Origin of the sequence: Kribbella sp. NPDC004875 (genome assembly GCF_042873375.1) — a bacterium.
GTDB lineage: Bacteria > Actinomycetota > Actinomycetes > Propionibacteriales > Kribbellaceae > Kribbella.
The window spans coordinates 100,309-119,902 of record NZ_JBIALI010000004.1 but is presented as its reverse complement, the minus strand read 5'-3'; the positions used below and the strand labels follow the sequence as shown (position 1 = coordinate 119,902).

The following is a 19,594-nucleotide window of genomic DNA, read 5'->3' as shown; positions in this document are numbered from 1 at the left end:
GGTACAGATGGCAGGGCGTGGCGCGGGTCCGGATTTTGTCGAGTCGCTGGCTCGCGGGCTGGACGTGCTCGCCTGCTTCGACGCCGACCACCGGACGATGTCGCTCACCGAGGTCGCGACCGCGGCCGGCCTGGCCCGGCCGACCGCGCGCCGGCTGCTGCTCACCCTCGAGGAGCTCGGCTTCGTCCGAACCACCGACGGCGCCTTCCAGCTGACCCCGAAGGTGCTCACCCTGGGGATGGCGTACGTCGGTTCGCTCGGTCTGTGGGACATCGCGAAGCCGCACCTCGAGGCGCTCGTCGCCCGCACCGGCGAGTCCTCGTCGATGGCCCAGCTCGACGGCTCGGACATCGTGTACGTCGCGCGCGTGTCGGTGCCGAAACTGATCGCGCTCCGGGTCGACATCGGGACCCGGTTCCCGGCGGCGCAGACGTCGCAGGGCAAGGTGCTGCTGTCCGCGCTGACCGCCGGCGAACTGGCCGAGGTGCTCGCGCAGCCGAGTCGCGCCGGACTGCCGCCGTACATCGGCCGGACCGCGGAGCAACTGCGGGACGAACTCACCGAGATCCGGGCGCGCGGGTGGGCGCTGGCGGACGAGGAGCTGGCGCCCGGCGTCCGGTCGGTGGCAGCGCCGGTGCGCGACGGCAACGGGACGGTCCGGGCCGCGATGAACGTCACGGTGCACGCCGCCGAGACCTCCGTCGAGACGTTGCTCCACGACCATCTGCCGCTGCTGCTCCGGACCGCGGGCGATGTCAGCGCCGAGTGGGCGTTGTGGCAGTCCCGCCCGCATGTGGAGTCCGGCCAGCGGAACGAGACCACTGCCTGAGCTGCTCCGAGCTGCCTCTGGCTCGAACGTAGGCGACGATGGACGCCATGACCGTTCTCGACTCCCCCATCCCCCGTTTCCACCTCGCGATGCTCGTCGACGACCTGGACGCGGCCCGGCACTTCTACGGCACGGTCCTCGGCCTCGAACAGGGCCGCAGCTCCGGCACCTGGATCGACTGGAACCTGCGCGGCCACCAGTTCGTCACCCATGTCGCTCCCGAGCGGGCCCAGCGCATCCACAATCCCGTCGACGGTCACGACGTACCGGTGCCGCACTTCGGGCTGATCCTGACCGTCGAGGACTTCCAGGCGTTCGCCGAGCGGCTGAAGGCGGCCGGCACCGAGTTCGTCATCGAGCCGTACGTCCGGTTCCAGGGGCAGACCGGTGAACAGTGGACGATGTTCTTCCTCGACCCGGCCGGGAACGCCCTGGAGTTCAAGGCGTTCGCGGACGACTCACAGGTGTTCGCCGCCTGAGCGGTAGAGCTAGGGCGTGATCCAGCCGGTGAGGATCGTCGTACCGGAGGCCGTGGTGCAGGTCAGCCGGTAGGGCACGGTCGGTGGCGGGCGCAGGACGAAGAACCCGAGGTCGTCGATCTCCGCGGTCGGCAGGCCGCCACCGGCCCCGCGGACGGTGACCGTCCCGGACTCGGGTGGGTCCAGCTGCCCGAGGACCGCGTCCGGGGTCAGCTCGACCTCGACCGTCCAGCCGTCCGAGGCGAAGGTCAGCGATCGCAGGATCGCGCTCTCGGAACGGATCGCCAAGGCGTCCAGCGAGTCCCAGGCCGAGTCATAGGTGAGCGCCGCCAGCTCGGCGTCGATCGTCCGCCACGCGAACGCCGCTTTGCCTGCCTCGACGAAGGACTCCGGCACCTCACCGGCCGACGCGAGCGCGTCCCGCAGGGCCTCGATCAACTTCTCGTCGTCGTTCCACTCGGGGTCCAGCACGGTCTCTCACCTCCTCGTCGGTTCGTCGGGTCCGTCCGCGACCAGCACCGCGAGCGCGGGGGTCTGCCGGAGCCTGGTCAGGCAGCGGGCACGGTTCGGCCCGATGCTGCCGATCGGCAGCCGCAGCGTCCGGCCGATCTCGTCGTACGGCGCCGGCGGGTCCTGCATCAGCAACGCGAGCAGCACCTGGCATTTGCGCGAGAGTTCGGCGAACGCGGCCCGGAGGATCCGCCGGCGTTCGTGCCGCAGTACTTCCTCCTCCGCGATCGCCGGCTCGGGTACGTCGGCCGACTCGGCCAGATCCACCGGTTCGACCCGGCTCGTCGAGCGGATCAGCCGGAAGCACTCGCGTTGGGTCGTGGTCGCGATCCAGCCCGGCAGTGCGGCCGGCTCCCGCAACCCCGGCAGGTGCTCGACCAGGCGCAGCCACACGCTCTGCCCGACGTCGTCGATGTCCGGCTGCGTCAGCCGGTACCGGCGGCAGACCGAATAGACGAGCGGTGCGTACCGCTCGACCAGTTCGTCCCACGCGCTCTTCTCGCCGTCCCTGGCTCGGGTGACCAGGTCGACGACCGACGGATCGTCCCGCATGCCGTCCCCCTCCACTCACTTGTACAGAGCCGATGCAGTCCACCGCTGATACAAAACTCAGGCCCCGAGCGCGACGAAGGATCGCCCTGCCGCCAGCGCCACCGGATCCCCGCGCGCCGCCGACCGGGCACCGGCGAACGCGGCCGCCAACGGCTGCCCGGCGCGTAGGTTGTCGTGCAGCGCGAGCATCAGCGGAGCGGTCGCCGGATCGTTGACCGGTACGACGCTGGCCAGGATCCCGGCCGCGCCCAACGGGATCAGGCTGCTGCTCAACCCCAGCAGTTCGTCCGCCCCGACCGGCTTCGCCAGCCCGGAATCGCAACTCGACAAGACCATCCGGTACGGCGCCCTGCGCAGCCGCTCGAAGTCGTACACGGTCAGCGGCCCGTCGTCGAGCCGCAGCGACGAGAACAGCGGACTGTCCGCGCGGAAGGTTCCGTGCGCGGCGATGTGCGCGATCCAGGCGCCGTCGAGTTCCCGCAGTACCTTCTCCGCGGTCGCGTCGCCGTCGGCGAGCACGGTCGCGTCCGGGTACTGCTCCGCCAACCGCAGCACCTCGGTGCGACCCGCGGACAACCCGGGGCCGAGCACCAGCACCACCCGCCGATCAGTAGGTGGCCGCACCTGCCGAGCACGCACCCAGGCCGCCGCCGACGGCACGACGTTGACCGGTCGATCAGCGAGCTCTGGCACCAATCCCCACGGCAACGCCTGCAAGCGAGCAGGCGGCACCATCACCACCGGACGATCCCCGAGCAACTCCAACGCGCCCCCGAGAATCGCTTCCCCCAGCCGATCCCCCAACACGTCCAACGACGGTCCTGTTTGCCCCGCTCGCAGCCGGCCGTGAGCCAGGCGGCGTAAGCGGAAGCGGGACCGTTCGACCTCGAGGGCTGCGCCTGCCAATGCGCCGACCTCTCGGCGGATGATCCGGCCGTCCCGCACCACCACCGCGTGCAGCGTCCCGTCGACCTCGACCAGCTCGACGAGCACCGTGTCGCCCAGCGCACCGACCAACTCATCCAGGTCGAGCCGCGACGCCGCAGCACCCAAGCCACCGCCCTGCGCCAGCAACGCCCGATCGCGAACCGCCTTCTCGAGCCGCCGCCGCTCCTTGTCCAACGCCGGATCCGGATCCGCGTCCGAGCGCCGTACGACATCACGCAACGCCGCCAGCTCCTCCGCGAGCTGTACGTCGTCCGGCGACCGCACCGGCGGCACCTCGAGCGCCGTCGCCCGCCACCGCTCGGCCCACACCAGCAACCGCCGCGCATCATCACGCCGTACCGCGTCACGCAACGCCAGCCGCGCCAGTTCGGCACCCTGCCCGGTCGCCAACGCACGCAACTCGGTCGCGCCCATCGACAACCTATGCTCGTCCAGCGCGTCCAGACCACGACCACACGCCGCCAACATCCCGCGAACATCCGCCCGCTCCTCGGCCCGCAACGCCTTCCCGAGCCACGCAGCACTCCGTGCCATGGGCGGCGCGTCCTTCGCGTGCCGGCCGGCCAATTCCAGCTGACGATCCGCGGTCCGCGTCCGCCCGTCGGCCAGCGCGATCCGCCCCGCCAGCAGATGCGCGGCTGTCGCCTCGGAAGCACCCAGCACGTCCAGCCGGCGCGCGACCTCGCGGACCCGGCGCAGCAGGCGCGGCCCGCGTTCGCCTGCCTGATAACGGGCCTCGAGCAACACCAGCGACGACCGCACCGACCACCACTCCCGACGGTGTGCCGAGAACGACCGCCGCGCCCGCTCGGCCCGCTCCTGCGCCGCGAGCGGATCCCCAGCCGCCAACGCAGCCGTCGCCGCTGCGAACAGCAGCTCGCCGCGCTTGGTCGCCGGACCGCCGTCGGCATCCATCCGGGCGATCGCCTGATCCGTCTCCGCCAGCGCCTCGGCGCTCAACCCGGCAGCCAGCAGGACGCCACACCGGTCGATCGCGAGATCCGGCCAGACCACCCCGACGGCGGCGAACCGCCGACCCGCCTCGTCGAGATACCGCAACGCCGCCGGCAGATCGCCGCGCGCGTAGGCGACCAGACCACGGTTCTGCCGCGCCTCGGCGTACTCGAACTCCTGACCCGTTGCGGCGTACAACTTCTCCGCGACTGCGAAATCCGCGTCCGCGCGTTTCGTCCCACCCATTGCCAATTGGATGAATCCGCGGTAGTTCCGCGACCGTGCCTCCCAGACCTGGTCACCCGAGCGCCGCAACCGGGTGATCGCCGACCGCAGATCGTCGAGCGCCTCCCGGTGCCGCCCGAGCACCAGCAGTACGTCGGCCCGCCGCAACAGCACCCGCCCGGTCAGCGCACCGCGGCTGAGGTCGACGGCCCGGTCCAGGCGCTCGAGCCCTTCACGGCTACGACCGGCCCGGCCGAGCGTTGCGCCCAACGTGGCAAGGACATCCGCCTCCCGCTCGGACCGCCCGGACTGCTCGGCCAGCCGCAGCGCGGTGCGCAACTCGCGCACGGCCCGGGTCACGTCACCGAGCTGGCGCAGCCCGATCCCGCAGGCCTGGTGTGCGATCGACGCCTCGCGGGCGGCCGGGTCGGCGGCGAGTAGCATCCGGGCCGCCGCGATCGCGTCGTGCGGGCGTGACAAGGCGAGCGGCAGCAGATTTTCCGCCGCTTCGGCACTCCCCCCGGCCGTCGGCATTCTGGAATGATATCGGTCATTTCGATCGACTGAGGGGGAAATGCCGGAAATGGAAAATCAAACGACCGAGCGAAAGTACATCGCCCAGATCGAGCTGATTCTCGAGGCGTTCGGGCGCACGGTCGAGGTTTACCCGGAGGACTGGGAGAAACGCCCCGAGGGGGCCGGCTACCTGTACCGCACCGGGGTGGTGCTGGTCCGCGACGAGGACCTCACCCGAGTGGTCGAACTGTTCGAGGGCGGACGACCGGCCGACGGCGGGATCGGTGGCGTGACCCGGCTGCAACTGCCGGACAAGGTCCCGGCGGACGCACCCGAGGATCGTTCGCCCACCCAACGATTCCTGAAGTACGCCGACCTGCGGCTCGGCCGTGGCGTGGTCACTCCGGAGCACTTGTTCTACGTGACTCCGAGCGTGAGCCCGTGCCCGGCCACCGAGCCCGAGGAAGTCCCGCCGGGGATCCCGCCGGACCCGGTGCTGCCGACCCCGTTCCTGCCCGCGGGCGCCGCGGACGGTCGCGGCGTGAAGGTCGTCGTACTGGACGTCGGGTGGTCCGACGCGCCGGCGGCGTACTGGCTGAACGGGGTGACGGGCGATCCGGAGAACGCGTTCGACGGGTCCGGGCGGATCCGGCCGTACGCGGGCCACGGGACGTTCATCGCCGGGGTGCTGCGGGCGATCGCGCGGAACGTGGAGGTCGTGGTGAAGAGCTACTTCACGACGGCCGGGGCGATGTGGGAGTTCGACCTCGCGCAGGCGCTCGACGAAGTACTCGACCTGGCGCCGGACATCATCAGCCTGTCGGCCGGGACGCGGACCCGCTTCGACCTGCCGGCGCTCGGCCTGGACGTCTTCATCCGGACCCGGCTGACCCGCGTCAACGGCCTCACGCTGGTCGCCGCCGCGGGCAACGAAGCGAGCCGCGACTACTTCTGGCCGGCCGCGTTCCCGGAGACCGTCGGCGTCGGCGCGCTCGGCGGCAACGGCCGTGACCGCGCGTCGTTCAGCAACTTCGGCGGCTGGGTCGACGTCTACGCACCGGGCGAGAACCTGGTGAACGCGTTCCTCACCGGCGACTACGAATGCACCGAACCGCCGAACACCGGCCAGCTGCGCTCGTTCGCCGGCATGGCCCGCTGGAGCGGTACGTCGTTCGCGACGCCGCTCGTGGCCGGCCTGATCGCCGGCCGGATGTCGGTCACCGGCGAGAACGCGAAGCAGGCCGCCGACGCACTGCTCGCCTTCGCCCTGTCCCAACCAGAACCTGGCACCGGCCCGGTCCTGCGGGCCGGCGACGCGCTCGCATCACTCGGGCAGCCGTAGCCGCACGTTGGCGCGGTGCGGACTCCCGGCCTCATCGGCCAAGCATCCGCACCGCGTCACCCCCCTCTACGCGCCTCCGTGCCGCTCTCCTCCCCGCAACGGCCCGAAGGCTTCCCCCCATTTCTGCGGAGTCGCCCCCGGCGGGCGTTGATACACCCCGTCACGAGGAAACTTTTCAACGCGCCGGGCCCTGCGGATGCTCACAGAGGAACGGCGCCCGGCTCCCGCCGGAGTGATAGCTGTACTGCTTGCCGTCGACCTCGAGGACCGTCCGGTTCCCCGGCACCAAGGCCTGGGTGTAGCGCATGCCGGGCTCGGGGCAGCCGAGGCTGCCGTCCGGCCAGGTGACCTCCTCGGAGCTGACCAACCTCACCTGCGCGGCGTCCACGCCGAGCCGCTGGGCGAGGTCGGCCTTGGCCTGGTCGGCGGGTCCACCTGGCGGCACGCTGCTCGCGGAACTGCCTGTGGGGGTATCGGTCATCGACGGGGTCCCTCCCGGTCCGGGGTCATTGCCGCAAGCAACCAGTAGTCCGGCCACCAGCAGCACGACGCTCACTGTGCGCATCACCATCACCTCCCACAGTAGACGCCGGGGCGTGTGTATTCGTTGCAGATGGATCGCACGAATGTTGTTCAGGTGTTGTTTCCCAGCCGTCAGTCCACGACCGATTTGATCTGGACAACTCGGGAACCGCTTTTTCCAAGGAGTCAACACCATGTCAGTCGATCGTCGTTCCGTCCTCCGCGGCGCCGCCGTCGGCGCCGCCGGAGTCGGGTTCAGCACCGTCGGCGCCGTTCCGACACTCGCCGAGGCCGCGCCCGCGTCGCACGCCGACCGCTCGCCGTTCCCGCAGCACCGGCCCTTCCCGCCGCTGCTCGACGACCCCAAGGGCCTGCTCGCGCTCCCGGCCGGGTTCAAGTACCGGATCGTCACCCAGGCCGGCCAGACCAAGCTCAAGACCGGACAGCCGACGCCGTTCCTGCACGACGGTACGGCGGTCTTCAGCACCGGCCACGGCCGCTACCAGCTGATCCAGAACCACGAGATCGGCAGCGCGTCCGAACTCGGCGTACCGCAGGTCGAGGGCACCGTCTACGACGCGGGCGTCGGTGCGGCCGGCGGCTGCACGGTCATCGACGTCGACAAGGACGGCACGAACCTCGGCGAGTGGGTCGGCATCTCCGGCACGCTGACGAACTGCGCCGGCGGTCCGACCCCGTGGGGCACCTGGATGACCTGCGAGGAGACCGAGAACAAGGCGAACGGCACCACCCGTCTCAAGGACCACGGCTACGTCTTCGAGGTCTGGGGCGACGGCAAGACCGCGCACCCGGTGCCACTGAAGGCGCTCGGCCGGTATGCGCACGAGGCGCTCGCGATCGACGAGGACCGCACGCACGTCTACCTGTCCGAGGACGCCTCCGGCCCGAACGGCACCTTCTACCGCTGGTCGGCGCCGCGCGGCTACAAGCTCGGCCCGCGCAGCTGGCAGGACCTGCAGGACAAGGACTTCGGCACCCTGGAAGCGCTGGCCATCCTCGGTGAGGACGGCAAGCCGATCCCGGACGTCGCGTACCTGACCTCGGCCCAGCTGCTCCGCCCGTTCCGGGTCAAGTGGGTCGCCGTGCCGGACCGCGACGGCGCCACCACGTCGGTCCGCAAGCAGTTCACCGACGGCCAGATCACCCGCGGGAAGAAGTTCGAGGGTGTGTTCGGCACCAAGCAGGGCGTGTACGTCGTGAACTCGTACGCCGAGTCCGGCACCGCCGACCTGCCCGCCGACGCCGTTCCGCACGACGGCATGGTCTGGTTCTACAACTACGCCGAGCAGACCATCCAGCTGGTCACCTACTTCCCGGAGAACGCCGCCGCGAACAAGAGCCGCGCCGACGTGAAGTACGACGACCTCAACTTCGACGGCCCGGACAACGTCACGGTGACGCCGTGGGGCTCGCTGATCCTGGCCGAGGACGGTCAGGCCAGCAGCCACGTGCTGAGCGCGACGCCGGGTGGCCCGACGTACGCCATCGCCCGGAATATGCTGAACGACTCGGAGTTCACCGGCCCGGCGTTCTCCGCGGACGGCAAGGTGCTGTTCGTGAACATCCAGACCCCGGGGATCACGCTGGCCATCACCGGCCCGTGGCGCGACTACCTCGGCTGAGCACGTCCAGCAGGGTGCGGGCGCGCTCGTCCGGCGCCGAGCGCACCTCGTTCATCAGATAGGAGTAGGCGGTCTCGCGGCCCGGCCACGCGCCGTGCCGCGAACCGCCGGCTCCGGCGTGACCGAACGCGTCCGCCGGCCCGTCGCCGGTCTGCAACTCGAACCCGGCTCCGTAGGCCATCGGACTCCCCCACGTCGGCTCGATGCCGCGCCGGATCTCCCGGCGCCCGAGCTCGACGATCTCCGGCGCCAGCACCCGGACGCCGTCCACTTCACCGAGCAGCGACGCGTAGAACCGCGCCATCCCGCGCGCGGTCGCGTACCCACCGACCGCGGCCAGCCCGGCCGACCGGTACTCCTCGCTGTTCCAGATCTTCTCGGCACCCGGCACCCACAACGGATTCGGGCCGTCGAACAGCACACCGTCGGGCGCGACCATCGTCGCTGCCCGCCACTGGAGTTCCGCGGGCAAGCCGATCCAAACCTCGAGCTCCAGCGGTACGGCGAACTCCTCGGCGAAGAACCGTCCCACGGTGCGGCCGTCGACCCGGCGTACCAGCTCGTCGAGCAGCCAGCCCCACGTGATCGCGTGGTACACGAACCCGGCGCGCGGATCGGCCGACGGCGCCTGCGCGGCCAGGTGTGCGGCCATCACGTCGTGATCGAGAAGGTCGGCGTACCCCGCCTCGACGTGTGGGAGCCGCGCCTGGTGGGACAGCACGTCGGCGATCGTGATCCATTCCTTGCCCTCGGCACCGAACTCGGGCCAGTACCGGCTGAGCGGATCAGTCAGTGCGACCTGGCCGCGCTGCACCAGCAGGAGAACGCAGGCAGTCGTGAGCCCTTTGGTGCCCGAGAACATCAGGTGGATGGTGTCGTGGTCCCACGCCCGTCCGGTCTCGGGGTCGGCGGTCCCGCCCCACAGGTCGACCACCAACCGTCCCTGGTGGTACGCCGCGAACGCCGCACCGACCTCGCCGCGCTCGACGAAGTTGCGCTCGAACGCCTCGGCGACGTCCTCGAATCCTGCTGCTGTCCACATGGCACTGATGGTACCGATCGTTCTTATCTACGTCCAGATAACACCGATCGGTATTGTTGGGACCGGAGGTGGTGAGCCGATGCCGGTGAAGGCAGGCGAACGACTGGACCCGGAGGCGACCAGGGCCCGGATCCTGAAGGCGGCGGCGGACGTGTTCGGCCGCCGCGGCATCCACGCGACCGGGATCAACGAGGTGGTCGAGGCGGCCGGCGCGTCCAAGCTGACCATCTACAAGAACTTCGGCTCCAAGGAGGGCCTGATCGAGGCCGTCCTCACCGACCGCACGCACCGGGTCCGCGCCTGGCACCACGAGGCCGTCGCCGCCGCGCCCCCTGGCCGCGACCAGATCCTCGCCGTCTTCGACCTGGTCGCGACCTGGTACGCCGAGTCCGGGTTCCGCGGCTGCGCGATGATGAACGCCGCCACCGAGGACCGCGGGTACGACGGGGCGCCGCGCCGGCTCGCGCAGGAGCATCTCGCCTTCTACCGCGAGCTCTTCGAGCGCCTGCTCACCGACGCCGGCGCCCGCGATCCCGCGACGACGGCGCGGCAGCTGGTCGTCGTACTGGAAGGGGCGACCTTGATCAGTGCGGTCGATCGGGATCCGGGGCTCGGCGCGGAGGCGCGGGTCATCGTGGAGACACTGCTGGACGCGGCATTCTGAGCAGTACAGCAACGCAGGCGACTCCCGCCGCGGCAGCCAGCCCGAACGCTGCCGGATAGCCGGCGCGGTCCGCCGTGAGGCCGCCCAGCGGGCCTGCGACCATCACGCCGAGATCCCAGAACGAGGTCATCACGCCCATCGAGACGCCCGGTCGCAGGCCGCGGACCCGGTCCAGCGTCATCGATACGCACGACGGGTAGATCAGCGCCATGCCTACGCCGGCCAGGGCGGTGAACATCAGCGCGGTGGCGGGGCTGTGCGTTCGCGCGAGGCCCAGTAAGGCGATCACCTCGATCGTGACGGTCGCGGTCGCGACGACGCGGCCGCCGTACCGGTCGACCAACGGGCTGCCGGCGAAGCGGACGAGGAGGAAGGCGAGCGCGAACACGGCGAGGGCGATGTTGTCGGCACCGATCGCGTCGGCCCGCAGCCGCAGGACGAGCAGAGCGGCCACCGTGCCGTAGCAGTAGGCGGCGAGGCCGATGATTGCTCCCGGCAACGGAACGCCGACGGGGACCAGATCCCGGATGGTCCGAACCCGATCCAACGGCTCGTCACGCCCCGACTCTCGACGGGTCGTCAGCACCAGCACCACCGAGGCGAGAGACAACACGACCACCGCCCACCACACAGCACTCCCACCCGCACCACCCACACCACGTGCTCCGCCTCCGGCGGTGGTGATGATTGTCGCGATGACCGGGCCGCCGGCGAGACCGCCCCACATGGAGAGGCCGAACCAGCCGGCCAGCCTTCCCCGATGCGCCATCCGGGTTCCCGCCAGCACCCACGGCAGCGCCGCCGAGAACAGTGCGGCCTCGCCCGCGCCCATCACCAGGCGCGCGACCAGCAGCACCACGAGATTCGGCGCCACCAGTTGCCCCAGGCCCCCAACCGCGGCCAGCACTCCCCCGGCCAGTACGACCGGTCGCGACCGCCCCGCATCCGCCAGCCGCCCCGCGAACGGCCGTCCGAGAGCCGTGGCCAGGAACGCGATCCCGACCGCGGTCCCGCTGGCCAACGCGCCACCGCCGTACCTGCTCGGCACGTACGACGGCAGCGCCTGCAACGCGGCCCCGAAGGCGAGGTATCCACACAGCACCGCCACCCACAACCGCCGAACCGGCACGCTCATGGGTGAGATAGTACCGCTTGTTACTATGTCTGTCGCGGCCGATCCAGGAGCACGACCTCACACGCGTAGTGCTGCGAGGCCGTCATCTCGCCCCGGAACCACAGCAGCGGGACGCGCCCCGGATCGCCCGGCGCGACGATCGGCCGGAGGTTGTCGCCGGTCGAGTTCTCGGTGATCGGCGTCCACGTCCACGTCGCGCCACCGTCCGCCGTACGGGCCTGGAAGATCTCGTGGTGCGTCAGCGCGGAGCCGTCGCGCGGGTCGATCGGCGTGGAGACGTACAGCGAGTCGAGGTCGTACGGGTCGATCGCGACCAGGCCCGTGTAGTCGTTCTCGTGCGGCAGCAGACCGTGGCCGGCCTTGGCCAGTTGGTGGACCTGCCAGGTACCGCCGGGCGCGAGGCGCGCGTAGAAGAAGCGGTGGTCGGGGACCGGGTGCAGACGCTCGAAGGCGTCCTCCGGCTTCTCCGGCGTGTCGTGGCGAGCCGTCAGGACCGCCGCGATCGTGCCGTCGTCGCCGCGGCGGATGTCGGTCGTCCAGCAGTGCGTCATCGGCTCGCTGTCCCAGACCGAGTCGGCGGCGAGGACCGTGGTCAGCTCGACCTGCGAGGGCGCGTCCGCGTCGAGCGCGACCTCGTCCACGACAGTCCCGTCGCTCCGGTGCAGCGCGCCGCCTTCGAGGTACCCGTGGTAGATCGAGTTGTTGTAGTCGCGCGGGTGGTGGTCCGTCGTGATCAGATCGACGCGCTTCGGCGTGGAGACGTAGCGGGTGTAGCCGTTGACGTAGCCGATCTTCGGGCGGGTGAACAGCTTCCCGGCGTACGTCCAACTGTCGCCCTCGTCATCGGACACCAACGCGCACGGGTCGTCGTTCACGGCGCGCGCGAAGCAGTAGAGGCGACCGTCGAGTTCATGCAGATTCGAGTACGTGACGCCGCGGCCGCCGGTGTACGCACTCCAGTCGAACGTCTGCTCCGGGCCCCACTTCCGGGGATCGCCGGGCTCGCTCACCCGCCACCGCGTCAGGTCGTCGGTCTTGTGCTTGGTGTAGACGGCGAGCCACCGCCCGTCGCGCCGCCGCCACAACGCCGGCACGTCGTGGTCGTCGGCCTCGAACCGCTCGTGCAGTACGACGACCTCGGTCGCACCGGACCGCAGATCGACCACAGTCAGCTCGACGTTGCCGGCCCGGCCGTCCCCACCGGGACCTTCCGGCGCGGCGATCGACCCGACGACGAGTACGCCGCCGTCCGGGTCGACCACCGCCCGCTCGTCCTGGAACCAGCACCAAGCACCGTTGTCATTGATCACCAGAGGCGAAGTCATGGACACCCAGTGTGGCAGAGCTCGCCGCTCGTCGGTAAGCGTTTGCCAGCATGTGGTCAGGTTGCATGCCGCGGCTCCGTGAGTGGGAGCCGGAGGGGAACGAGTGCGACGATCGAGGTATGCCGATCGACCAGCATCTTCTGCTCGCGTTCCTGCTGACGACCACGGTCGCGATGATCACGCCGGGGCCGGACATGCTGTTCGTCCTCGGCTGCGGGATGCGCAGCGGGCCGCGCGCCGGTCTGCTCGCGACGGCTGGGGTGGCGACCAGTGAGGCCGTGCATGTCGGGGTCGCGGCGGCTGGGCTGGCGGCGTTGTTCGCGGCGGTGCCGGTCGCGTTCACCGCGGTCCGGATCGCCGGAGCGGCGTACCTGATCTATCTCGGGGTGCAGATGATCCGGCACCGGAACGACCCGGTCGACGACGCGCCGGCGGCTGCGATGCCCGGGCGGAAGGCGTACCTCACCGGGCTGACGACGAACCTGCTGAACCCGAAGATGGTCACGTTCACGATCGCGTTCCTCCCGCAGTTCGTGGTGCCGGAGCGCGGGCAGGTGGGGCTGCAGTTCGCGGTCCTCGGTGCGATCCTGATCGTGCTGGAGTTCCTGGTCGACGGGACGGTCGGCGTACTCGCCGGGCGAATCGGCGGCTGGCTGCGTTCCCGCCGTACCGCCCGCCGCCGCATCGACACCGCCACCGGCGGCATCTTCATCGGCCTCGGCGTACGCCTCGCGTTACTCCGTTAACCACCCACTCGCTCGACCGCTTCGGTTCACCCGGTTCCGCAGCGTCATCCCCGCCGAGTCGCGAAGAACGGCTCCGAAAACCCAGCTTCAATTCACGACTCGCCGATCAGGGCACGAACCAAACGCCACGACTCGGCGGATGAAGCGCGGACGGGCCTGTGTACGTCGCCACGCGGCGCGAACCCGGTCCATCCCAGTCCGACAGCTCCGAGATCTGTCGGTGGGGGCTGACATCCTCTGGCGCATGACGCGGACGGCGGTTCCGAAGTTGCACCAGTGGACGATCGAGGCGCGCGAGTACGCGCGGCAAGAGGCGCGGCGCGGGAGACGGCATGCCTATCAGGAGCTGGTGCCGGAGCGTACTGCGCTGGTGGTGGTCGACATGGTCCCGTTCTTCGTCGAGGACGGCGACTACCAGCTCGGCATTGTGCCGAACATCCAGGAACTCGCCGGCACCCTTCGTTCCCGCGGCGGGACGGTCGCGTGGGTGCTGCCCGGACGCACCGAGGTCACCCCGGTGACAGCTGAGTTCCTCGGGCCCGAGATCGCCAGAATGTTCAGCGCATCGGGAGGTACCGGTCCGCTGCGCGACCGGGTCTGGCGCGAGTTCGACGTACGGGACGAAGACCTCATCGTGGAGAAGACCGCCGCCAGCGCGTTCTTCCCGGGCCGCTGCGATCTCCCGGACCTGCTCACGGAGCGCGGCATCGACACCGTCCTGATCACCGGGACGGTTGCCAACGTCTGCTGCGAGTCGACCGCCCGCGACGCCAGCACGCTCGGCTACCGCGTCGTCATGATCGCCGACGCCAACGCCGCCCGCCGCGACCAGGACCTCAACGCCACCCTCCACACCGTCTACCGAACCTTCGGCGACGTCCGCCCAACCGCCGAGATCCTCCCCCTCCTCCACGCCCACCCAGCCACTCCCTCCACACCCCCACCGACGTAAACCTGCGCCAGCTTCAACCAGCAGTTCCTCGCTAGGGCCGGTCAGGTACGACGCACGCTGGCGCGGCAACCGCCGAACTCCCTCGCCCGCCTCACCCGCCGCCGCGAGTCGGCATCAGCGGTTAAGACCGAGTCACCCTCACCGACACGCCAGCCCAGACACGACAGCCCAGCCACCCCCGGTCCGGCCTCCGAAACGCGCCGTCGACGGGTCGTAGAACAGTCCGCAGCGCCTGACAACAAGCAATAACCTGTCGCCACACACCACAAGTTGCCCCAAGCCCCGCCTACCGGCCGTAGCCAGCCACGACCTGAAACCCAGGCACCCCAGCGCAGACACCACAGCCCACCCACCCCGGTCCGGCCTCGGGAACGCGCCATCGAGGGGGGCGTAGAACAGTCCGCGGTGCCTGACAACAAGCAATAACCTGTCGCCACACACCACAAGTTGCCCCAAGCCCCGCCTACCGGCCGTAGCCAGTCACGACCTGAGACCCAGGCACCCCAGCGCAGGACACCACAGCCCACCCACCCCCAGTCCGGCCTCCGAAACGCGCCGTCGAGGGAGCCATAGAACAGTCCGCAGTGCCTGACAACCAGGAATAACCTGTCGCCACACACCACAAGGTGTCCCAAGCCCCGTGTACCGGCCGTGACCAGCCACGACCTGAGCCCCAGGCACCCCAGCGCAGACCAGCCACCCCCAGTCCGGCCTCCGAAACGCGCCGTCGACGGGTCATAGAACAGTCCGCGGTGCCTGACAACAAGCAATAACCTGTCGCCACACACCACAAGGTGCCCCAAGCCCCGCGTACCGGCCGTAGCCAGCCACGACCTGAAACCCAGGCACCCCAGCGCAGGCACGACAGACGGCCACCCGCGGCTCGGCGCCCGCGAACGCACCGTCGACGGGTCATAGAACAGTCCGCGGTATCTGACAACAAGCAATACCACTAGGTGTCCCAGGCCCCGCGTACCGGCCGTGGCCGGCGACGACCTGAGACTCAGGCACGCCAGCGCAGGCACCACAGGCCGGCCACCCACCCCGGTGCGGCCTCGGGAACGCGACGTCGACGGGGGCATAGAACAGCCCGCAGTGCCTGACAACAAGCAATAACCTGGCGCCACACACCACAAGTTGCCCCAAGCCCCGCCTACCGGCCGTAGCCAGCCACGACCTGACCCAGGCACGCCAGCGCAGGCACGACAGACGGCCACCCGCGGCTCGGCGCCCGCGAACGCACCGTCGACGGGTCATAGAACAGTCCGCGGTATCTGACAACAAGCAATAACCTGTCGCCAGACACCACTAGGTGTCCCAGGCCCCGCGTATCGGCCGTGGCCGGCGACGACCTGAGACTCAGGCACGCCAGCGCAGGCACCACAGGCCGGCCACCCACCCCGGTGCGGCCTCGGGAACGCGACGTCGACGGGGGCATAGAACAGCCCGCGGTGCCTGACAACAAGCAATAACCTGTCGCCACACACCACTAGGTGTCCCAAGCCCCGCCTTCCGCTCGCGGTCAGCGACGACCTGGGGCTCAGGCGCGAGCCGGGCCACGAGTTGATGTCGGTGCGGGGTCGCGCGGCGTCGTGCAGCGTGTTGTGTTGGGTTCGTTCGGCTCAGTGCGTGGCGCGGCTGTCGTTGGAGGCGGGCGGCGAGATGGCCGTCGTGAAGTGGTGGCCGGTTGCGGGCAGCCGGGTTGACGGCTGGTGGGTCAGCGGAAGTCGCGGGATTTGGTTTGGGCGGCTAGTGGGAGGCGTTGGAGGTGGTCGGCGGAGAGGTTGGTGACTTCGCCGGCGCGTTCTACGCGGCCGCGGATGATGAGGGCGGCGGCGTTGCGGGCTACGGCGGCGTGGCGGTGCCAGCAGCCGACGGTGATGACGATGTTGGCCATGCCGGTCTCGTCCTCGAGGTTCATGAACGTGACGCCGGAGGCGGTCGCGGGGCGCTGGCGGTGGGTGACCACGCCGGCGACACGGACCCGGGCACCGTTGGGGGCCGCCTTCAGTTCGGCCGCGGACAGGATGCCGTCGGCGCGGAGCTGCTCGCGGACGCGTTCCATCGGGTGGCTGGTGGTGGTGATCGAGGTCGACCACAGATCCGCCATGTCGGCCTCGATGTCGCTCATCCCGGGCAGCGTCGGCGGCGGCCCGGCGGCGGTGATGCCGGCCAGCTGTCCCGGGCGTTCCTCGGCGGCCCGTCCCGCTTCCCACAATGCCTGCCGGCGCTCGAGCCCGAAGCAGTCGAATGCCCCCGCGGTGGCCAGCGCCTCGACCTGGGCCGCGGTGATCCCGGTACGCCGGACCACGTCCGCCATCTCGGTGAACGGCCCGCCCCGCTCCCGCTCCTCGATGATCAGCTTCGCGCCCTTCTCCCCCACCGTACGAACCTCGGCCAGCCCGAGCCGGACCGCGAACGCCCCGTCCCGCCGATGGCTGGTGGTGTCGAACGGCGCCTTCGGATCGAACGGACCCACCAGCGGCTGCGGGTCTGCCAGGCACTGCGGTGACCCGGTCGGCCCAGTGAGCTCCTGCCCCTCGACCAGCAACTCCAGCCCCGCGTCGACCCCGGACAGATGCAGATGCGGACGCCGTACTTCGACACCGTGGCGGCGCGCGTCGGCGACCAGGGACTGTGGTGAGTAGAACCCCATCGGCTGTGCCCGCAGCAGCGCGGCGAGGAACGCGGCCGGGTAGTGCAGACGCAGCCAGGTGCTGGAGTAGACGAGCAGGGCGAAGCTGATCGAGTGCGACTCGGCGAACCCGAAGTTCGCGAAGGCCTCGATCTTGGCGTAGATCTCGTCGGCCAGGTCGCCGGTGATCCCGTTGCGCGCCATCCCCTCGTACAGCTTGTTCTTCAGGGAGGAGATCTTCTCGATACCGCGTTTGGAACCCATCGCGCGGCGGAGCAGGTCGGCCTCGTCGCCGTCGATCTCGCCGACCGCCATCGCCATCTGCATCAGCTGCTCCTGGAACAGCGGCACGCCCATCGTGCGCTCCAGCACCGGGCGCAGCTTCGGGTGCAGGTACGTGATCGGCTCCTCGCCGGTCCGGCGGCGGATGTACGGGTGCACGGCGCCGCCCTGGATCGGGCCGGGCCGGATCAGCGCGATCTCGGTGACCAGGTCGTAGAACCGGCGCGGTTTCAGCCGCGGCAGCGTCGCCATCTGCGCGCGGGACTCGACCTGGAACACGCCCACCGAGTCCGCCCGGCAGAGCTGGTCGTAGACCCCGGCCTCCTCCCGCGGGATCGTGTGCAGCTCCCACGACTCCCCGATCCGCTCGCGGACCATGTCCAGGCAGTACTGCAGGGCGGCGAGCATGCCGAGCCCGAGCAGGTCGAACTTCACCAGCCCCATCCAGGCGCAGTCGTCCTTGTCCCACTGCAGGACCGTGCGGTCCTCCATCCGGGCGTGCTCGATCGGCACCACCTCGCCGACCGGCCGCTCGGTCAGCACCATCCCGCCGGAGTGGATGCCGAGGTGCCGCGGGAACTTCAGCAGCTCGGTCGCCATCGCCACCACCTGCGGTGGGATGTCGTGCTCGGTCGAGGTGATCTCGGGACTCCAGCCGTCCACCTGTTTCGACCAGGCGTCCTGCTGACCGACGGAGTACCCGAGCGCCTTGGCCATGTCCCGGACGGCGGACTTCGGGCGGTAGGAGATCACGTTCGCCACCTGGGCCGCGTTGCGCCGGCCGTACTTGGCGTAGACGTGCTGGATCACCTCCTCGCGACGCCCCGAGTCGAAGTCGACGTCGATGTCCGGCTCCTCGGCCCGCGTGGTGGCCAGGAACCGCTCGAACGGCAGGTTGTAGAGGATGCTGTCCACCGCGGTGATCCCGAGCGCGTAGCAGACCGCCGAGTTCGCCGCGGATCCCCTGCCCTGGCAGAGGATTCCGTTGTCGTGCGCGAACCGGACGATGTCCTCGACGATCAGGAAGTACCCCGGGAAGCCCTTCTCCTCGATGACGTCGAGCTCCCGAGCCAGCCGCTCGTACGCGTCCGGGCGGTGTTCACGAGTCCCATAACGCTTCAAGGCGCCCCGGAACGTCAGCACCCGCAGCCACGACATCGGCGTCTCCCCCTCCGGTACGTCGCGGAGCGGGAGCTTCGGCTTCGCGCGGGCGAGGTCGAACGCGAGCTGGTCGGCCAGCGTCACCGAGCGCGCGACCGCCCCGTCGAAGCGCCGGAAGCGGGCGGTCATCTCCGCGCCCGACCGGACGAACGCCATCCCGCCCGGCGGCAGCCAGCCGTCCATCGCGTCCAGGTCGCGGCGGGCCCGGACCGCGGCCAGCGCGGCGGCCAGTTTGTGCTGGGCCGGGGTCGCGTAGTGAACGTTGTTCGTGGCAACGACCGGGAGGCCGCGCTCGGCGGCCAGGTCGGCCAGGATCCGGTTCCGGGTGGTGTCGGCCGGGAGATGGTGATCGATCAGCTCGACGACCACACGGTCCTTGCCGAACAAGGCGGTCAGCCGATCCAGCTCGCGCCCCGCCGCGGCCGGACCGTCGGCGCGCCCACCGAGCTCGAGCGCCTGCCGGACCAGCCCCTTGCGGCAGCCGGTCAGGATCACCCAGTGGTCGCGTCCCGCGGCTGCCAGCTCCTCCAACTCATAGACCGGCTTGCCCTTCTCCCCGCCGGCCAGCTGCGCCTCGGTGATCTCACCGGCGAGCCGGTGATACCCCTCCTGTCCCTCGGCCAGCACCAGCAGATGACTGCCCTCGGGGTCGGCCACGCCGTTCTGCGGACCGGTCAGACCGAGCGACAGCTCCGCCCCGAACACGGTGGGCAGCGAGTACGCCGCGGCGGCCTCGGCGAATCGCGCCGCGCCGTAGAACCCGTCGTGATCGGTCAGCGCCAACGCGTGCAGCCCCTGCCGGACGGCGGCCTCGATCAGGTCCTCCGGTTGCGAGGCGCCGTCCAGGAAGGAGAAGTTCGAATGGACGTGGAGCTCGGCGTACGGCACCACGTGGTCGGGGCGGCGGACGGGCTCGGGCACATACGGCCCGCGGTGCTGGGACCAGGCCGGGCTGTCGCCGCCGTCAGCGGTGACCGGACGGCCGCCGTGACTGCCCGGGCGGGAGCGATCGGACAGCTTCCGCTCCAGCTCCGACCACTTGATCGGCGGATTGTTGTATCCCATCGCACACCCCCTTCGAAACCAAGAATAGAACACCTGTTCGAGAGAACCAAAATCGGTGGCCCGTACG

The 19,594-nt window shown here is 70.2% G+C and carries 15 protein-coding genes; 7 read left to right on the top strand and 8 right to left on the bottom strand.

Translation table 11 applies throughout. From position 1 onward, the window contains the following. The first annotated feature begins 7 nt into the window (after window positions 1–7). Both ACFYRH_RS22905 and ACFYRH_RS22900 read left to right on the top strand, forming a co-directional pair. Entirely contained in the window at window positions 8–829 is an 822-nt protein-coding gene (locus ACFYRH_RS22905) for an IclR family transcriptional regulator C-terminal domain-containing protein (protein ID WP_387778638.1), read from the top strand. Between the two features lie 47 nt (window positions 830–876). After that, a complete protein-coding gene (locus tag ACFYRH_RS22900) occupies window positions 877–1,308 on the top strand; it encodes a VOC family protein (RefSeq protein WP_387778635.1) in 432 nt (143 codons plus the stop codon). A 9-nt stretch (window positions 1,309–1,317) separates the two neighbouring features. Here the strand turns inward: ACFYRH_RS22900 and ACFYRH_RS22895 are convergent, their stop codons facing one another. Genes ACFYRH_RS22895 through ACFYRH_RS22885 form a run of 3 tightly spaced genes read right to left on the bottom strand, consistent with a single transcriptional unit; the run spans window position 1,318 to window position 5,031 of the window. Then, on the bottom strand, window positions 1,318–1,779 hold the full coding sequence (locus tag ACFYRH_RS22895) for a hypothetical protein (protein WP_387778633.1): 462 nt from the start codon (window positions 1,777–1,779) through the stop codon (window positions 1,318–1,320). Window positions 1,780–1,785: 6 nt separating this feature from the next. Beyond that, on the bottom strand, window positions 1,786–2,370 hold the full coding sequence (locus ACFYRH_RS22890) for an RNA polymerase sigma factor (protein ID WP_387778631.1): 585 nt from the start codon (window positions 2,368–2,370) through the stop codon (window positions 1,786–1,788). Window positions 2,371–2,427: 57 nt separating this feature from the next. Next, window positions 2,428–5,031 carry a CHAT domain-containing protein gene (locus tag ACFYRH_RS22885; RefSeq protein WP_387778629.1) on the bottom strand — a complete coding sequence of 868 codons (2,604 nt, stop codon included), beginning with the start codon at window positions 5,029–5,031 and terminating at the stop codon, window positions 2,428–2,430. A 49-nt stretch (window positions 5,032–5,080) separates the two neighbouring features. On the opposite strand from ACFYRH_RS22885, the gene ACFYRH_RS22880 reads away from it, so the two are divergent. Continuing rightward, window positions 5,081–6,355 carry a S8 family serine peptidase gene (locus ACFYRH_RS22880; RefSeq protein WP_387778627.1) on the top strand — a complete coding sequence of 425 codons (1,275 nt, stop codon included), beginning with the start codon at window positions 5,081–5,083 and terminating at the stop codon, window positions 6,353–6,355. A 175-nt stretch (window positions 6,356–6,530) separates the two neighbouring features. Here the strand turns inward: ACFYRH_RS22880 and ACFYRH_RS22875 are convergent, their stop codons facing one another. After that, a complete protein-coding gene (locus tag ACFYRH_RS22875) occupies window positions 6,531–6,920 on the bottom strand; it encodes a hypothetical protein (protein WP_387778625.1) in 390 nt (129 codons plus the stop codon). Window positions 6,921–7,071: 151 nt separating this feature from the next. Here ACFYRH_RS22875 and ACFYRH_RS22870 point away from each other — a divergent pair, with 151 nt between their 5' ends. Beyond that, window positions 7,072–8,520 (top strand): alkaline phosphatase PhoX, encoded by a 1,449-nt coding sequence (locus ACFYRH_RS22870; RefSeq protein ID WP_387778623.1) that lies wholly within the window; start codon window positions 7,072–7,074, stop codon window positions 8,518–8,520. On the opposite strand, the gene ACFYRH_RS22865 is transcribed toward ACFYRH_RS22870, so the two are convergent. After that, window positions 8,489–9,562 carry a serine hydrolase domain-containing protein gene (locus ACFYRH_RS22865; protein ID WP_387778622.1) on the bottom strand — a complete coding sequence of 358 codons (1,074 nt, stop codon included), beginning with the start codon at window positions 9,560–9,562 and terminating at the stop codon, window positions 8,489–8,491. The two genes, ACFYRH_RS22870 and ACFYRH_RS22865, sit on opposite strands and share 32 nt — an antisense overlap. A gap of 79 nt (window positions 9,563–9,641) precedes the next feature. Here ACFYRH_RS22865 and ACFYRH_RS22860 point away from each other — a divergent pair, with 79 nt between their 5' ends. After that, the gene (locus tag ACFYRH_RS22860; RefSeq protein WP_387778620.1) at window positions 9,642–10,226 is read left to right on the top strand and encodes a TetR/AcrR family transcriptional regulator; all 585 of its coding nucleotides are present in this window, start codon (window positions 9,642–9,644) and stop codon (window positions 10,224–10,226) included. Here the strand turns inward: ACFYRH_RS22860 and ACFYRH_RS22855 are convergent. Both ACFYRH_RS22855 and ACFYRH_RS22850 read right to left on the bottom strand, forming a co-directional pair. Next, window positions 10,192–11,361, bottom strand: coding sequence for an MFS transporter (locus ACFYRH_RS22855; RefSeq protein ID WP_387778617.1), 1,170 nt, complete (start codon window positions 11,359–11,361; stop codon window positions 10,192–10,194). The two genes, ACFYRH_RS22860 and ACFYRH_RS22855, sit on opposite strands and share 35 nt — an antisense overlap. A gap of 23 nt (window positions 11,362–11,384) precedes the next feature. Further along, complete coding sequence (locus ACFYRH_RS22850; RefSeq protein ID WP_387778614.1) at window positions 11,385–12,686, bottom strand: BNR-4 repeat-containing protein; 1,302 nt, start codon at window positions 12,684–12,686, stop codon at window positions 11,385–11,387. Between the two features lie 119 nt (window positions 12,687–12,805). Between ACFYRH_RS22850 and ACFYRH_RS22845 the strand changes: the two genes are divergently transcribed. Both ACFYRH_RS22845 and ACFYRH_RS22840 read left to right on the top strand, forming a co-directional pair. Beyond that, complete coding sequence (locus ACFYRH_RS22845) at window positions 12,806–13,432, top strand: LysE family translocator (protein WP_387778611.1); 627 nt, start codon at window positions 12,806–12,808, stop codon at window positions 13,430–13,432. Window positions 13,433–13,676: 244 nt separating this feature from the next. Beyond that, the gene (locus tag ACFYRH_RS22840) at window positions 13,677–14,384 is read left to right on the top strand and encodes an isochorismatase family protein (RefSeq protein ID WP_387778608.1); all 708 of its coding nucleotides are present in this window, start codon (window positions 13,677–13,679) and stop codon (window positions 14,382–14,384) included. A gap of 1,717 nt (window positions 14,385–16,101) precedes the next feature. On the opposite strand, the gene ACFYRH_RS22835 is transcribed toward ACFYRH_RS22840, so the two are convergent. Then, window positions 16,102–19,527 (bottom strand): error-prone DNA polymerase, encoded by a 3,426-nt coding sequence (locus ACFYRH_RS22835; protein ID WP_387778605.1) that lies wholly within the window; start codon window positions 19,525–19,527, stop codon window positions 16,102–16,104. Window positions 19,528–19,594: the final 67 nt, after the last annotated feature.

Bases quoted from the DNA above. Each gene is read 5' to 3' on its own strand.
- ACFYRH_RS22875 (WP_387778625.1), bottom strand. From the start codon at position 6,920: ATGCGCACAGTGAGCGTCGTGCTGCTGGTGGCCGGACTACTGGTTGCT.
- ACFYRH_RS22860 (WP_387778620.1), top strand. From the start codon at position 9,642: ATGCCGGTGAAGGCAGGCGAACGACTGGACCCGGAGGCGACCAGGGCC.
- ACFYRH_RS22900 (WP_387778635.1), top strand. From the start codon at position 877: ATGACCGTTCTCGACTCCCCCATCCCCCGTTTCCACCTCGCGATGCTC.
- ACFYRH_RS22835 (WP_387778605.1), bottom strand. From the start codon at position 19,527: ATGGGATACAACAATCCGCCGATCAAGTGGTCGGAGCTGGAGCGGAAG.
- ACFYRH_RS22840 (WP_387778608.1), top strand. From the start codon at position 13,677: ATGACGCGGACGGCGGTTCCGAAGTTGCACCAGTGGACGATCGAGGCG.
- ACFYRH_RS22880 (WP_387778627.1), top strand. From the start codon at position 5,081: ATGGAAAATCAAACGACCGAGCGAAAGTACATCGCCCAGATCGAGCTG.
- ACFYRH_RS22870 (WP_387778623.1), top strand. From the start codon at position 7,072: ATGTCAGTCGATCGTCGTTCCGTCCTCCGCGGCGCCGCCGTCGGCGCC.
- ACFYRH_RS22890 (WP_387778631.1), bottom strand. From the start codon at position 2,370: ATGCGGGACGATCCGTCGGTCGTCGACCTGGTCACCCGAGCCAGGGAC.
- ACFYRH_RS22855 (WP_387778617.1), bottom strand. From the start codon at position 11,361: ATGAGCGTGCCGGTTCGGCGGTTGTGGGTGGCGGTGCTGTGTGGATAC.
- ACFYRH_RS22885 (WP_387778629.1), bottom strand. From the start codon at position 5,031: ATGCCGACGGCCGGGGGGAGTGCCGAAGCGGCGGAAAATCTGCTGCCG.
- ACFYRH_RS22845 (WP_387778611.1), top strand. From the start codon at position 12,806: ATGCCGATCGACCAGCATCTTCTGCTCGCGTTCCTGCTGACGACCACG.
- ACFYRH_RS22850 (WP_387778614.1), bottom strand. From the start codon at position 12,686: ATGACTTCGCCTCTGGTGATCAATGACAACGGTGCTTGGTGCTGGTTC.
- ACFYRH_RS22865 (WP_387778622.1), bottom strand. From the start codon at position 9,562: ATGTGGACAGCAGCAGGATTCGAGGACGTCGCCGAGGCGTTCGAGCGC.
- ACFYRH_RS22905 (WP_387778638.1), top strand. From the start codon at position 8: ATGGCAGGGCGTGGCGCGGGTCCGGATTTTGTCGAGTCGCTGGCTCGC.